The organism is Bacillus sp. FSL K6-0255 (genome assembly GCF_045040725.1).
In the GTDB taxonomy this organism is placed as follows: Bacteria; Bacillota; Bacilli; order Bacillales; family Bacillaceae; genus Bacillus; species Bacillus subtilis.
This window is the reverse complement of record NZ_CP150278.1, coordinates 814,066-829,371: the sequence shown is the minus strand read 5'-3', so window position 1 is coordinate 829,371 and position 15,306 is coordinate 814,066. Positions and strand designations below refer to the sequence as shown.

The window sequence follows — 15,306 nt, the reverse complement described above, 5'->3', positions numbered from 1 at the left end:
TGGAATCAGTTTTTTATTTATCTTGGCAGTGAGGAAAGCTGAAAGCCAAATGTGACATGATCTTGAACCGGAATCCACGCGCCGATGCCCTGTGACGTGACATTTTTCACGACGAGTTTTCGTTTATTTCCTTTCAGCACTAAGTACACTTCTCCGTAAGTCACTTTTCCTTTTTCATTCACAGCCGGTGCATATGCATGTAAATAACCGATTTTTTTAGGAGCGACTTTATAAATCTGATCCCGTTTTGTGCCAGCCCCGATGACCGTCTCAAATGCAAGCGGAAGGTTCGTTTTCTTCATTGCTTTTTGCATCATCATGCTTTTGACATCTTCAGCATTTGGAACTTTAGCTGTGAGGCCGCCCTTCACTCTGTACTGCTGTTCCTGGGCATAATGCATTTCAGCCGTTTCTTTCCCGCCGCGGTTATCCGCACGGTTTGTATTGATTTTTTTATATTCCCAGTTTGCGACTGTTTCATTTGATTCATAGCCGAGCGCCCATTTCCCGAGAAATATTGTCGCCCGGTACCCTACTGCAAGCGGTGTGCCGGATATGTTGGATTCATTCAGCATTTTGATGAGATGCGGATTTTCAATCTTCACCTCAGAATGATCGAGCAATTCCTTTGCCAGCTTGCTCGGCTGAAGCATTGGCTGATCCTGTGAAGCATTCGGATACGTGTTTTCCTTTGAAATGCTTGCGACAGAATTAGGAACCTTAAACTGCTTTTTCGCGTGGATGGGCTGAACACCGAAAAAACTAAAGAATAACAACACGATAAGTGTGGAATGAAATAGCTTTTTCATCATATCACTCTTTCTATGGCATTTTCCCTTAGTCTTTTCATCCCGCTTTGTTGTTATCCATCATTTTTTCAGGTTAAAGAAGGAAAAAGCCGATCGCCATAATGACATATGCAGCAAGCAGTGTCGCCCCTTCAAACCAGTTGGAATCCCCGTCATTCGAAATCGCGATCATCAAGAGAACCGCTGATACCATCGCGACGAGCTCCGGCAATGTAAATACAAGCGGCATGCTTGTCGGAAAAAAGATAGAACAGATGACGAGAACCGGTGCGACAAACATAGCGATCTGCAGCGTAGAGCCGACTGCAATTTCAACCGCAATGTCCATTTTATTTTTGAAGGCCATAATAATCGCTGACGCGTGCTCCGCCGCATTTCCTACAATCGCCACGATGATGACCCCGATAAACAGCTCGCTCCACCCGAACTGTTCAGCAACCGAGTGAAAGGTATGGACCAGGTTTTCGGATATGTATGCAACCACAATCGTTGCCGCAAACAAGACAATCGTCGCAACCTTCCCTGACCATTCCGGCTCTTCCTCTTCTTCAGACTGAGCGGCATTATTCGGCTGATAAACGCCCCGATGCGTGACAAGTTTAAAGTACAGCGCCGCCACATACAACAGAATCATAATGATGCTGATGCCGATGCTTAAATTGAGCTTGCTGGCGTTTCCCATACCAACAGAGAATACCTCCGGAATCACAAAGGCGACAATGATGGCAAAAATCAGAAGCCCGGAGTTATGGCGGGCATCATGGATATTAAATTCCTGCCGCTTATATTTTAAACCGCCGACAAAAAACGATAGGCCCGCTACCAGCAGCAGGTTCCCCAGCACTGAACCGGTTAAAGAGGCAAGCACGATTCCTGTCAGGCCTTCTTTTAATGCAAAAAGGGAAATAATCAGCTCCACCGCATTCCCGAAGGTTGCATTCAACAAACCGCCGATACGCGGTCCTGCAATGATGGACAGTGATTCTGTCGCCCTCCCCATATAGCTTGCAAGCGCGATAATCGTCACGCAATAAACTGCAAATAGAACCGCGGAAGGCCAATGCATCAAACTGCCAATCACAGAAAGCGGAACACCGGCCGCCACTAAAATAAAAAAGATACGATTCATGGTGAAATAGCTCCTTTTTTATGACTTGTTTTATTTTTATTCTTCACAAAAACCTTCATGATTACACGAGGGCAAATGTATAGCGTGATATAGGCTTTTTTCAGGTTGCCTGCTTTTGGAAAACATTGTACGATCAACATAGATTCCACATAAGGAGAACTGACACGATGTCACGATTTCATTTCTTTATCCTTGTCTTGCTCGTATCCATTTCCGGGTTTTCACAAGGCATGCTACTGCCTGTCATTTCAATCATTTTTGAAACAAATGGAGAATCCGCTGCTATCAACGGCCTGCACGCGACCGGGCTGTATATCGGTGTGCTTTTGGCTTCGCCGTTTATGGAAGCGCCGCTCAGAAAGCTCGGGTTCAAGCCACTGATCGTCATGGGCGGAAGCATTGTCATTTTAAGCTTATTCGGATTTATTTGGCTTCAGTCAGTTTGGGTTTGGTTCCTGCTTCGCCTGTTCATTGGAATCGGCGACCACATGCTTCACTTTTCTACGCAAACGTGGGTGACCTCCATGTCATCAAAACAAAATCGCGGAAGAAACCTGTCTATTTATGGGCTTTCCTTTGGCCTTGGCTTTGCCGCAGGCCCGTTCATGGTGCCGCTTGTCAAACTGAGTCCGTCGCTTCCTTTTATCGTGTCCGGCTGCATCAGTCTGTTTGCGTGGCTTTTTGTTTTCTTTCTACAAAATGCATACCCGGAAACCAGTCCTCATGAAACCAAATCAGACAATAGTTTCAGGCGATTTTATCAGGCCATGTTGTTTGGGTGGGTTGCCTTTATGCCTACATTTGGCTATGGCTTTCTGGAAACGGCGCTGAACGGAAGCTTTCCGGTGTACGCGCTCCGTTTGGGGATATCAGTAGACGCAGTAGCGATCATCCTTCCCGCATTTGCGATTGGAAGCATTATCTTTCAGTTTCCGCTCGGCATCCTCAGCGATAGATACGGCAGGCGGAATGTGCTGCTGGTGATTTTGCTGACTGGGGCTCTTTGCTTTTTCATCGCCGGTGTATTTCCTTCGCCTTACGTGATCGGCGGCTGCTTTTTTATTGCAGGAATGGCAGTCGGATCAACCTTTACACTTGGCATCAGCTATATGACAGATCTTCTCCCGCCTCACCTCCTGCCGGCGGGAAACCTGCTTTGCGGCATTACATTCAGTCTCGGCAGCATCCTCGGCCCGGTTGCCGGCGGCTGGTATATGCAGACATTTGAAAGCGCAAACTTGTTCTACTTCATTACTCTCACGCTTAGCGCTGTGTGGCTGGCCCTTGTGCTGGGCAAACCGAAAAGCTGGTCACCGGCTGAAACCTATTCTTCATCTTCTTAATCAAAAAGCCTCCCGACATCATGTCAGGAGGCTTTTATGCTAATGGTAGCCGTTTTGTCCGTTGGCGCTTCCGCTTGTTTTATGGCTCGATTTGCTTTTCGAATTTTGTTTGTTATGGCTTCCGCCTTTTTTCGTATGCTTGGTCATCACGATATCCCCCCGACTTCTTTTTGAACCGAAGTTCGTTTATAGGGTGCGCTATTGGTAGGGATTTTCATCAGGAAGCTTTTTACGTTTATGTAAAAGAGCGTTGATTTCTCCGCCTAGGATAATTAAAATGCCGCTCAAGTAAAACCAAATCATCAGAACGATGATTCCCCCGATGCTCCCGTAAGTGGCGCTATAGTTCGCAAACGTGCTGACGTAAAATGAAAACAATGTGCTGACAATGATCCAGCCGATAGTCGCAAAGACCGCACCCGGCATGACAAACCGGAGAGACAGCTTTTTGTTCGGCGCAATCACATACAGCGCGGAAAAAACAATCAAAAGCACAAGCGGGCTGACACCCCAGCGAATGGCGGCCCAGACGGATAAAAACAGATCCGACGCACCGACAAAGTCAGAAGCGAGCCTTCCAATCTCCCGGCCAAATACCGGCAGAAGCAAAGCCACTAAAATCGTAAATACCATGGCAATCGTCAAAAAAATCGAGGTTAGACGAACAATGATAAAAGAGCGGTTTTCTTCCACATCATACGCGTGGTTTAGCGACCGGACGATCGCGTTCATTCCATTAGACGCAGACCATAATGCGGCGATAATCCCGAATGACAGCAAACCGCCATTTCGATTATTTAAGGTTTGATGGGTAATGGATTCAACGAGAGACATCGCACTGGCGGGAGCATATTGTTCTATGACTCCTAAAACATCATCGGTAGAAAGCGGAAGATACGCGGTGAGCGTCAGCATAAAAATCAAAAACGGAAACAGTGACAATAGAAAAAAATACGCCAGCTCCGCTGATTTACTTTGTCCTTCATGAAGGGTGTATCTGCTGAAAAGCTCTTTCAAAAAACTCATGTCGTCTCACCTCGCATGTTTGATCATTTTTTTGAAAAATGCTCTTTCGTTTCTTGCACGAGTTCCATCACTTGCGGCGTTGTTTTCTTCAGCTCTTTCACCTGCTGGTTCACAAAGTCGACTTCCTTTGAAAGCGTTTGGGCGAGCTTTTTGGCCTCATCCACTTTTGTGATAACAGTGTTTTTTAACAGCTCCGGATTGCTTTTATACAGTGAAAGTTTATGCTTGCATGTCAGCCATCTCATGCCGCACGCCTGTCTTGTCGGCTTATGGAGCAGTGATAACGCCGCACCTGCCGCAGCTCCGAGAAATATCCCTTTCAGCATTAAACGTTCGTTGTTCATGCAAATTCTCCTTTCACTCACAATTGTTTTTCTTTTTGAATAGACGCAAGCAGATGCTCACAGCCCGATTTGATTAATTGGCAGACTTCTTCAAAATTCCCTGTGTAGTAAGGATCGGGAACGTCGGCAAGATCTGAATCTTCAACATAGTCCAAAAGCCTTTTGATATGTGAGGTGTTTTTAAATCCCGCCATGCTTCTGAGACTTCCGATATTTTCTGCATCCATTGCAATGATGTAATCAAAATCGGCAAGATCCTGTTCGCTGACTTGACGCGCCAGCATGCCATCAAAACTGATTCCTTCTCTGCGCAATATCTCCTGCGTTCCCTCATGCGGCGGATTGCCGATGTGCCAGCCGCCGATTCCCGCTGAGTCCGCCTTGATTTTCTCCTCTAATCCTTTTTTGGCTGCAAGGTCCCGAAAAATCGCTTCCGCCATCGGAGACCGGCAAATGTTTCCTAAACAAACAAATAACACGCTTATCATGTTGTCCAACCTCCCTATTCTTTGCCCCTATTTCTCTAAAAAGAAACCTTCATGAATATCTTAGTAGGATGTTCATTTTCTTTTCAACTGATGTCTTCACTTTTTTGGAATGAACAGCCTGCTTTTAGAATAGGGTTTTTTTCTGATGGAATTCTGTTAGAATAAAACATACCTATATTGCGCATAGAAAGGATGGAACCCTTTGTCCAGCCCAAATACAGAAACATTAACTCAAATGATTGAAGAGATTTCCCAAAAGCTGAACATGCTGAACGTCGGCGTAATCAAAGCGGAGGATTTCAGTGATGAGAAGATTGAAGACCTCACGTACCTTCACAGAATGGTGATGAGAAAAGAATCATTCAGCCCAAGTGAAATGCAGGCGATTGCTCAAGAATTAGCCTCGCTTCGTAAATAATGGAGACTGGCCGGAAACTCGGCGAGTCTTTTTTATCATTTCCCCAAACCAAAACAGCAAAGTGTTCGAATAAGATTTGAAGGAGTACAAGCATGCAAACGACATCTATCAAAACAGCATCCGGAATGTATATCAACTACTTCTTTCTGGGGATGGTCAACATCATTCTCGCATCCAATATGTCTTCATTAACAAAACAGTGGAATACCGATCCGACCGGCATCAGTTATGTCATTGCCGCTATCGGGTTTGGCAAACTGCTGACATACGGCATTTCCGGCGTTCTATCAGATAAAATCGGCAGAAAGCCGCTTGTTGTCGCTTCTGCGGGAATTATGGCCGTCTTTTTAGTCGGTATTCCTTTATCACCGAGCTATGAGCTGGCGTTTGTGTTCGCCTTATTAGCCGGAGTCGCAAATTCAGCGATGGATGCCGGAACATATCCGGCCCTAACCGAGCTCTTTCCGTCTGCTTCCGGTTCGGCGAATGTCTTGGTCAAAGCCTTTATGTCTGTCGGGGCCGCACTTTTGCCGCTTTTGATCACATTTTTAGCAGACCACAGCATGTTTTACGGATTTGCTTTTTATCTGCCGGCAACGGTCTATCTCCTGAATATTATTTATTTATCAACACTTTCGTTTCCTAAAAAACATAAGAAACCAACTAATAGCGGCCAACAGGAATCTCCCGTTTTCTTGTCTGAACCCGTTTTTCAGAAAGAAGGCACTGCACTGATTATCATCGGTTTTACATCCACGGCTTTATTTACGGTTTCTCAAATCTGGCTCCCGAGCTACGCGCAAAAGGCAGCCGGTTTAGCTGAATCAGCATCTGTACAATTGCTGAGCTATTATAGTATAGGATCTCTGGCATCTGTTTTATTATTAGCCGTTTTGCTGAACAGATGGGTCAAACCTGTCTTCATAACGCTCTTATATCCTATTATTACTTTATGTACGCTCGCAGTCATGCTAACCGTTCATATCCCAGTTGTGCTGAACATCACTGCCTTTTTCTTAGGCTTTTCAACTGCGGGTGTGTTTCAAATTACCATTACGTTAATGACAGAGCTTTTCTGGAAGCGAAAAGGAACCGTTACCGGAATTGTAGCGACCGCTTCAAGCCTTGCATCGATTCTGCTGCCGATTGCAACAGGGCTTATCGCAAAAGCGGGGGGCATCGCCCATATTTTCATATTCGACTTCGGCATTGCGGTCATCGGAACGGCTGCAGCTGCTTTCTTGTATTACAGGTACAAGAAACTGACAGGTGCTCAAGCCTAAGCAACAAAAAAACGGACGCCCAAGAGCGTCCGTTTTTTCTTATTTCTCAAGCAATGCCAATGACTCGCGGTTAAATGCCGGTATATCGTCCGGTGTGCGGCTAGTGACCAATTGATCCTGGCAAACAACCACTTCCTTGTCCACAACGTCGGCACCGGCGTTTTCCATGTCAACACGAATGGACGTATAGCCCGTCGCTTTTCGGCCGTCGAGCGCTTTCGCATTGATTAAAAGCTGCGGGCCGTGGCAAATGGCGAATACCGGCTTTTTGTCAGTCATAAACGCTTTTGTAAATTGGACGAAACGATCGTCAGCGCGAAGCTGGTCTGGTGAAAATCCTCCGGGAATCAAAAGCGCATCAAAGTCTGAAGGATTTACGTCGTCAATGGACGCGTCAACCGTCACTTCCGCTTTTCCCTGCTTGCCTTTTACTGTTTTTCCTTTTTCATTTTCGATGACAGTCAGTTCATGTCCCGCTTCTTTAAAGGCTTTCGCAGGCTCAGTGTACTCGCTGTCCTCAAAATAATCTGTTAAAACAACTGCAATTTTTTTCCCCATGATTCATAACCTCCCGCTTTAGATGTCTACATAAAACACTCTACCCCAGCCACACTAAAATAAACATTCCGCGATTGTGACAAACGATAAGCATAAATGCCCAGTATTTGTCGTTTGATACTGCTACATAATACTCATTTTTCTCCCTTTTACAATAATCATAAAGAAACACCTACAAATAGTTACAAAATATTCTTACAATAGGAGCTGTAACACAAATTTCGTTGAAAGGTGGAGAACTGGTGAGAATACAGAAAAGACGAACACACGTCGAAAACATTCTCCGTATTCTTTTGCCCCCAATTATGATACTTAGCCTAATCCTCCCAACACCACCCATTCATGCAGAAGAAAGCGCGGCTCCTCAGGTGCATCTGAGTATTTTGGCTACGACTGATATTCATGCCAACATGATGGATTACGATTACTACAGCGACAAAGAAACGGCGGATTTCGGTCTGGCGAGAACAGCGCAATTGATCCAAAAGCACCGCGAGCAAAACCCTAACACCCTGCTTGTGGATAACGGCGACTTGATTCAAGGGAATCCGCTGGGTGAATACGCGGTGAAATATCAAAAAGACGACATTATCTCCGGCACGAAAACCCATCCGATTATCAGCGTCATGAATGCGCTGAAATACGACGCCGGAACGCTTGGCAATCATGAATTCAACTACGGGCTCGACTTTCTCGACGGCACAATCAAAGGAGCCGATTTCCCGATTGTAAATGCCAACGTCAAAACAACTAGCGGCGAAAACCGTTATACGCCGTATGTGATTAATGAAAAAACCCTCATTGATGAAAACGGTAATGAGCAGAAAGTAAAAGTCGGCTACATAGGCTTTGTCCCGCCGCAAATCATGACATGGGACAAAAAGAATCTCGAGGGGCAAGTTCAGGTGCAGGATATCGTAGAATCCGCCAATGAAACGATCCCGAAAATGAAGGCGGAAGGCACAGATGTCATTATTGCCCTCGCCCACACCGGCATTGAAAAGCAGTCACAATCATCAGGTGCAGAAAACGCCGTGTTTGACCTTGCCACTAAAACGAAAGGCATTGACGCGATTATCTCGGGCCATCAGCACGGACTCTTTCCTTCCGCGGAGTATGCGGGTGTTGCTCAATTCGACGTGGAAAAGGGAACAATTAACGGCATTCCTGTCGTCATGCCAAGCAGCTGGGGCAAATATTTAGGCGTGATTGACCTCAAGCTTGAAAAGGCGGACGGCTCATGGAAGGTAGCAGATTCCAAAGGAAGTATTGAATCTATTGCTGGCAACGTCACATCAAGAAACGAAACCGTTACAAACACCATTCAGCAAACACACCAAAACACACTGGAGTATGTCCGAAAGCCAGTCGGCAAAACCGAAGCAGATATTAACAGCTTCTTTGCACAGGTCAAAGATGATCCTTCCATTCAGATCGTGACTGACGCGCAAAAATGGTATGCCGAAAAAGAAATGAAGGATACCGAGTACAAGAACCTGCCGATTTTATCCGCTGGAGCGCCGTTTAAAGCAGGCGGCAGAAACGGAGCCAATTACTATACAAACATTCCAGCCGGAGGTCTTGCGATTAAAAATGTCGGTGACTTGTATCTTTACGATAATACTGTTCAAATCGTCAAGCTGACAGGCAGCGAGGTCAAGGACTGGCTGGAGATGTCAGCAGGCCAATTCAATCAAATTGATCCAGCCAAAGGCAGCGATCAGGCCTTGCTGAACGAGAATTTCCGCTCCTATAATTTTGATGTGATTGACGGTGTCACATATCAGGTCGATGTGACAAAACCGGCTAAATACAATGAGAACGGAAAAGTGATCAATGCGGATTCATCCCGTATCATCAATCTTTCCTATGAAGGCAAGCCGATCAGCCCAAGCCAGGAATTTCTCGTAGTCACCAATAACTATCGTGCGTCCGGAGGCGGCGGGTTCCCTCATCTGACGAGCGATAAAATTGTCCACGGCTCTGCAGTTGAAAATAGGCAGGTGCTGATGGATTACATTATTGAACAAAAAACAGTCAATCCAAAAGCAGACAACAACTGGTCAATCGCGCCTGTTTCCGGCACGAATCTGACGTTTGAATCCTCGCTTTTGGCCAAGCCATTTGCCGATAAAGCAGACGACGTCGCTTATGTAGGCAAGTCTGCGAATGAAGGCTATGGTGTGTATAAGCTGCAATTCGATGATGATTCAAATCCAGATCCTCCTAAAGACGGACTGTGGGACCTGACCGTCATGCACACCAATGATACGCACGCACATCTCGATGATGCAGCAAGACGAATGACGAAAATCAACGAAGTACGCAGCGAAACAAATCACAACATTCTCCTTGATGCGGGAGATGTGTTTTCCGGCGATCTGTATTTTACAAAATGGAACGGTTTGGCCGATCTGAAAATGATGAACATGATGGGCTATGACGCCATGACCTTCGGAAATCATGAATTTGACAAAGGCCCGACAGTGCTTTCTGATTTTCTAAGCGGAAACAGCGCAACCGTTGATCCGGCGAACCGCTATCACTTTGAAGCGCCGGAATTTCCGATTGTCAGTGCAAACGTAGATGTGTCAAATGAGCCCAAGCTGAAATCATTTGTCAAAAAGCCGCAAACCTTTACGGCAGGTGAAAAGAAAGAGGCCGGCATTCACCCTTACATTCTGTTAGACGTTGACGGGGAGAAAGTCGCCGTATTCGGCCTGACAACAGAAGATACAGCCACCACATCAAGCCCGGGCAAAAGCATCGTATTCAATGATGCCTTTGAAACAGCACAAAACACCGTCAAAGCGATTCAAGAAGAAGAACAGGTAAATAAAATTATTGCTTTAACCCACATCGGGCATAACCGGGATCTTGAGCTAGCCAAAAAAGTAAAAGGCATTGATTTGATCATCGGCGGACACACTCACACCCTCGTAGACAAAATGGAGGTCGTGAACAACGAAGAACCGACGATCGTGGCACAGGCAAAAGAATACGGCCAATTCTTGGGGCGCGTTGATGTCGCGTTTGATGAAAATGGCGTTGTGCAAACAGACAAATCAAATCTGAGCGTGCTGCCAATTGATGAGCATACAGAAGAAAACGCAGAAGCAAAACAAGAGCTTGATCAGTTCAAAAGTGAATTAGAAGACGTAAAAAATGAAAAAGTCGGCTATACGGATGTGGCGCTTGACGGCCAGCGTGAGCATGTGCGCACGAAAGAAACGAATCTCGGAAACTTCATCGCGGACGGTATGCTGGCAAAAGCGAAAGAAGCAGCCGGCGCCAGAATAGCGATAACAAATGGCGGCGGCATCAGAGCAGGCATTGACAAAGGTGATATCACACTCGGCGAGGTGCTCAACGTGATGCCGTTCGGCAATACGCTTTACGTGGCCGATTTAACCGGAAAACAAATTAAAGAAGCCCTTGAACAAGGCCTAAGCAATGTGGAAAATGGCGGCGGCGCTTTCCCTCAGGTGGCCGGAATCGAATATACCTTTACATTAAACAACGAACCTGGACACCGTGTGTTAGAAGTGAAAATTGAATCGCCTAACGGAGACAAAGTTGCTATAAATACGGATGATACCTACCGCGTGGCAACAAATAATTTTGTCGGTGCCGGAGGAGACGGATATTCTGTCTTTACAGAAGCCTCCCATGGTGAAGACCTTGGCTACGTTGATTATGAGATTTTCACCGAACAGCTGAAAAAACTAGGAAACAAGGTCTCTCCTAAGCTTGAAGGACGGATCAAAGAAGTATTCCTGCCGACAAAGCAGGAGGACGGCAGCTGGACACTTGATGAAGACAAATTTGCGATTTACGCTAAAAATGCCAACACGCCGTTTGTCTATTATGGAACACATGAAGGATCTCAAGAGAAGCCTATCAATCTTAAAATGAAAAAAGATCAGGTCAAACTTTTGAAAGAAAGAGAATCAGATCCTTCATTGACTGTGTTCAACTACTGGTACAGCATGAAAATGCCAATGGCGAACCTTAAAAACGCAGACACTGCAATCGGAATCAAGTCGACGGGAGAATTGGATGTGTCACTGGCAGATGTATATGACTTTACAGTGAAGCAAAAAGGAAAGGAAATAAAATCATTCAAGGAGCCCGTTCAGCTTTCGCTTCGCATGTTTGATATTGAAGAAGCCCATAACCCTGCCATTTACCACGTCGACAGGAAAAAGAAAGCTTTCACAAAGACAGATAACGGATCAGTTGACGATGATATGGTGACAGGATATACAAACCACTTCAGCGAATACACGATCTTAAATTCCGGTTCGAACAACAAACCGCCGGCATTCCCGTCCGACCAACCGACAGGCGGTGATGACGGCAATCATGGCGGAGGCTCCGACAAACCAGGCGGAAAACAGCCAACTGACGGAAACGGAGGAAATGATACGCCTCCTGGCACTCAACCGACTAACGGCTCTGGAGGAAACGGTTCGGGCGGATCAGGAACAGACGGTCCGGCTGGCGGCCTGCTTCCGGACACAGCCACATCCATGTACTCGATCCTATTGGCCGGATTTCTTATCAGCGCCCTCGGAACGGCAATGTACTTACATCAGAGGAGAAAACAGAATAGAGCGAATCAGGCATAAAAAAAGAGCTGCTCGCTAAGCGAGCAGCTTTCTTTATTTAAACCCACTTCACAACATCTTCAACAGCAGATCTTGTTTTCGGACGAGGGTCTCTCACTCTGTAGCCAAATGCCACCATCACAGAAATATCGAAGCTTCCGTTTTCCAGAAGGCCTTCTTCTTCAAGAATACGGTGAATGTGATCGTACTGGAAGCCTTCTATCGGGCAGGAATCAACACCGATTTGCGCAGCGGCAGTCATCATGTTGCCAAGCGCGATATAGGTTTGTTTTGATGCCCAGTCAAACAATGTTCTGTCACTTTCAAGCAAATGCAAATCGTTTTTCTGGAATTCTTCTGTTTTGCTTAAATAGCCTTCGTACACGTCTTGCGGCATTTGTTTTACTTCTTTTAAATGACGTTTGATGTAGTCCGCATTATATTTGATATCCTTCGCTGTACGCGCAAGAATCAGGACGAAATGGCTTGCGGTCGGCAGCTGCTTTTGCGCGCCCCATGTGTATTCACGAAGCTTCTCGCGGAACTCCGGATTTTGGACGACGACAAATTTCCAAGGCTCAAGGCCGAGTGAGCTCGGAGACAGTCTTCCTGTTTCTAAAATAAATTCAAAATCGCTGTCTGACACTTTTTTATTCGGGTCAAATTCCTTAGTCGCATGCCTGAAATTGTATGCATCCAGAATTTGTTTCTTTAGATCTGCCATGTAAAACACCTCTCCTTTAGGTTACTCTCATCTCTATTGTAGCCATTATGATAAAAAGTAAAAGTACGCACATTTTTGTTGGATAGTATCAATTTTGATACCAAACAAAAAAGCGCGCTGCCGCAGGCAGGCGCCTCTCTCATTTCCCCCGCCGCGCAAAATCAACAAACCGGAATTTGTCGAGACGGTGTCTGCTTTCCGTATATTGAAACAAACTGGTATCCTCCAAAAAGACGTAGTTTCTCACCACGACCATATGGTCATAGCCGCGTAAATCGAGCAGCTCTCTGTCCTCGTCCGTACACGGCTCGGCGACAATTTCTTTTTGGGCGTAACTGATCGAAAGACCGAGCTCTCCTTCTATATATTCATATATGGAGTTTTCACAAATTTCTTTCGTCAGGTGAGGGACATGCTTTCTGAAAAAATAATCCTTGTCCAAAATCACATGTTCCCCGTCAATCTTTCTAGACCTGATGACTTCCCACATGTCGTCATCCAGATTGGCCCGGAGCTGTTTTTGGATCAGCTCTGACGGAGGCTCCAGCCCGAATTTGTGTACAGTTGTTTTCGTTTCTTTGCCAAGCGTTTGCGCGAGCTCCTTGAAGCTGACAAGGCCCGAAACGGGAAACTGCATTTTTTCACGATTGAGCACGACGGAGCCTTTTCCCCTGATTTTCTGGATATAACCGTTTTGCGCGAGCATATGAAGCGCCTTTCGGACCGTTTCTCTTGATGTACCGTACTGTGCGGTCAACTCATGTTCAGACGGAAGAATCTCCTCCGCTTTCCATCGGCCGCCTTCAATTTGCTGTGCGATGTCTTTATAAATTGTGATGAATTTATTCACCTTCATTATGGACCACCCAGCTTAGTTTAACACGGTTTCGTTAAACGATAAACAATGGACTCATACGGGCGAAGCGTCATGTTCTGAAGCCCTTCCCTTGCTTCATCGTTCGTCAACAGCACCTCTGCCTTCCATTCGTCAGGCGCTAAAGAGTCCGGCAGTGTAAAGGCCGCCTCTGTCCCGTAAAAATTATTGATCACGAGCAGCTTTTCATTGCTGCCGTGTCTGAGATACGCAAAAATGTTCGGGTCATCCTTTGCAATTATCTCATACGTACCCTCTGTCACAATGTCATACATTTTGCGAATCTGAATCAATTTTTGATAATGGTAAAACACCGAATTCTGATCCCTCAGCGCCGCTTCAGCATTGATTTCCCGGTAATTTCCTGCAACCGGTATCCATGGTGTGCCCGTTGTAAAACCACCATTTTCCGTAGCATCCCACTGAACGGGGGTTCTGGAATTGTCACGGGATTTCGCCTGTAAAATGGCTGTAATATCTTGATCAGCCATTCCTTTTTCCTTAAAGGCGTGATACATGTTCAGCGATTCGACATCCCGATAGGAGCTTATGTCAGTGAACTTCGGATTCGTCATCCCCAGCTCCTCGCCCTGATAAATATAAGGCGTGCCCTGCATCATATGAATGGCCGTAGCAAGCATTTTCGCCGATTTCACCCTATATGCGCCATCGTCTCCATATCTTGATACAACGCGCGGCTGATCATGATTGCACCAGAACAGAGCGTTCCATCCTCCTCCTGCGTGCATCCCCGTTTGCCAGTCAGATAGGATCTCCTTCAGCTTCAAAAAATCAAACGGCGCCAAGGCCCATTTTTCGCCGTTAGGATAGTCAACCTTGAGATGATGGAAGCTGAATGTCATATCAAGTTCTTTATTGTCAGGATTCGTATACCGGATGCAGTGGTCTACGGTTGTTGAAGACATCTCACCGACCGTCATGCTGTCATAATGTGAAAACACCTTTTCGTTCATTTCATGCAGAAATTCGTGCACCCGCGGCCCGTCAGTGTAAAAAGAGCGGCCGTCGCCTTCCTCCGCATTCGGAAAGCGCTGATCTTTAGAAATCAGGTTGATGACATCAAGCCTGAAGCCATCTATTCCCTTTTCAAACCAAAAATGCATCATGTCATAGACATGCTTTCTGACCTCTTCATTTTCCCAATTCAAATCAGCCTGCGTCACATCAAACAGATGCAAATAGTATTGGCCCGACGCTTCGTCAAGCTCCCATGCCGAGCCGCCGAATTTCGATTCCCAGTTCGTCGGAACAGAACCGTTTTCCTGCGGGTTTTTCCATATATAAAAATCACGGTACGGACTGTCTATTGAAGAGATCGCCTCGCGAAACCATTTGTGCTCTGTTGACGTATGATTGACAACAAGATCCATGACGACTTTCAGGTCTCTTTTATGTGCTTCGGACACTAGCCGCTCAAAATCCTCCATCGTTCCGTATTTAGGATAAATCGAGTAATAATCACGAATATCGTACCCATTATCATGCTGGGGAGAATCATAAATCGGCGTCAGCCAAAGCACATCCACCTGTAGCGTTTTTAAGTAATCCAGCTTTTCAATAATGCCGTTCAGATCGCCAACACCATTTCCCGTCGTATCATTAAAGCTTTTCGGATAAATTTGATAAACCACAGCTTTTTTCCACCATGGCGTTTGTTCTGTTTTCATCTGTCTCCACCA

At 45.9% G+C, this 15,306-nt stretch carries 13 protein-coding genes; 4 read left to right on the top strand and 9 right to left on the bottom strand.

What is annotated here, in order from left to right; translation table 11 throughout:
- Positions 1–17: 17 nt before the first annotated feature.
- Entirely contained in the window at positions 18–812 is a 795-nt protein-coding gene (locus MHB62_RS04190; RefSeq protein ID WP_003233657.1) for a YfkD famly protein, read from the bottom strand.
- Positions 813–882: 70 nt separating this feature from the next.
- Entirely contained in the window at positions 883–1,938 is a 1,056-nt protein-coding gene (gene cax / locus MHB62_RS04185; protein WP_003233658.1) for a calcium/proton exchanger, read from the bottom strand.
- A 167-nt stretch (positions 1,939–2,105) separates the two neighbouring features.
- On the opposite strand from cax, the gene MHB62_RS04180 reads away from it, so the two are divergent.
- A complete protein-coding gene (locus MHB62_RS04180; RefSeq protein ID WP_003233661.1) occupies positions 2,106–3,281 on the top strand; it encodes an MFS transporter in 1,176 nt (391 codons plus the stop codon).
- A 198-nt stretch (positions 3,282–3,479) separates the two neighbouring features.
- Here MHB62_RS04180 and MHB62_RS04175 read toward each other — a convergent pair whose 3' ends face one another.
- Genes MHB62_RS04175 through yfkJ form a run of 3 tightly spaced genes read right to left on the bottom strand, consistent with a single transcriptional unit; the run spans position 3,480 to position 5,139 of the window.
- Entirely contained in the window at positions 3,480–4,307 is an 828-nt protein-coding gene (locus MHB62_RS04175) for a YihY family inner membrane protein (protein ID WP_003233663.1), read from the bottom strand.
- Positions 4,308–4,330: 23 nt separating this feature from the next.
- The gene (locus tag MHB62_RS04170) at positions 4,331–4,651 is read right to left on the bottom strand and encodes a hypothetical protein (RefSeq protein ID WP_003233665.1); all 321 of its coding nucleotides are present in this window, start codon (positions 4,649–4,651) and stop codon (positions 4,331–4,333) included.
- Positions 4,652–4,668: 17 nt separating this feature from the next.
- Positions 4,669–5,139 carry a protein-tyrosine-phosphatase gene (gene yfkJ, locus MHB62_RS04165; RefSeq protein ID WP_019712686.1) on the bottom strand — a complete coding sequence of 157 codons (471 nt, stop codon included), beginning with the start codon at positions 5,137–5,139 and terminating at the stop codon, positions 4,669–4,671.
- Positions 5,140–5,341: 202 nt separating this feature from the next.
- On the opposite strand from yfkJ, the gene MHB62_RS04160 reads away from it, so the two are divergent.
- Positions 5,342–5,557, top strand: a complete 216-nt coding sequence (locus tag MHB62_RS04160) for a DUF1128 domain-containing protein (RefSeq protein WP_032723004.1) — start codon at positions 5,342–5,344, stop codon at positions 5,555–5,557.
- A 92-nt stretch (positions 5,558–5,649) separates the two neighbouring features.
- Complete coding sequence (locus MHB62_RS04155) at positions 5,650–6,840, top strand: MFS transporter (RefSeq protein ID WP_032723003.1); 1,191 nt, start codon at positions 5,650–5,652, stop codon at positions 6,838–6,840.
- Between the two features lie 39 nt (positions 6,841–6,879).
- On the opposite strand, the gene yfkM is transcribed toward MHB62_RS04155, so the two are convergent.
- The gene (gene yfkM / locus MHB62_RS04150; protein WP_003233673.1) at positions 6,880–7,398 is read right to left on the bottom strand and encodes a general stress protein 18; all 519 of its coding nucleotides are present in this window, start codon (positions 7,396–7,398) and stop codon (positions 6,880–6,882) included.
- Between the two features lie 242 nt (positions 7,399–7,640).
- Here yfkM and MHB62_RS04145 point away from each other — a divergent pair, with 242 nt between their 5' ends.
- Positions 7,641–12,029 carry a multifunctional 2',3'-cyclic-nucleotide 2'-phosphodiesterase/3'-nucleotidase/5'-nucleotidase gene (locus MHB62_RS04145; RefSeq protein ID WP_080287657.1) on the top strand — a complete coding sequence of 1,463 codons (4,389 nt, stop codon included), beginning with the start codon at positions 7,641–7,643 and terminating at the stop codon, positions 12,027–12,029.
- A gap of 37 nt (positions 12,030–12,066) precedes the next feature.
- Here the strand turns inward: MHB62_RS04145 and MHB62_RS04140 are convergent, their stop codons facing one another.
- From MHB62_RS04140 to treC, 3 genes are all read right to left on the bottom strand, one after another.
- A complete protein-coding gene (locus MHB62_RS04140) occupies positions 12,067–12,732 on the bottom strand; it encodes an NAD(P)H-dependent oxidoreductase (protein ID WP_014476144.1) in 666 nt (221 codons plus the stop codon).
- A 139-nt stretch (positions 12,733–12,871) separates the two neighbouring features.
- Positions 12,872–13,588 carry a trehalose operon repressor gene (gene treR / locus MHB62_RS04135; protein ID WP_032723001.1) on the bottom strand — a complete coding sequence of 239 codons (717 nt, stop codon included), beginning with the start codon at positions 13,586–13,588 and terminating at the stop codon, positions 12,872–12,874.
- A gap of 20 nt (positions 13,589–13,608) precedes the next feature.
- Positions 13,609–15,294 carry an alpha,alpha-phosphotrehalase gene (gene treC / locus MHB62_RS04130; RefSeq protein WP_032723000.1) on the bottom strand — a complete coding sequence of 562 codons (1,686 nt, stop codon included), beginning with the start codon at positions 15,292–15,294 and terminating at the stop codon, positions 13,609–13,611.
- Between the last annotated feature and the right edge of the window lie 12 nt (positions 15,295–15,306).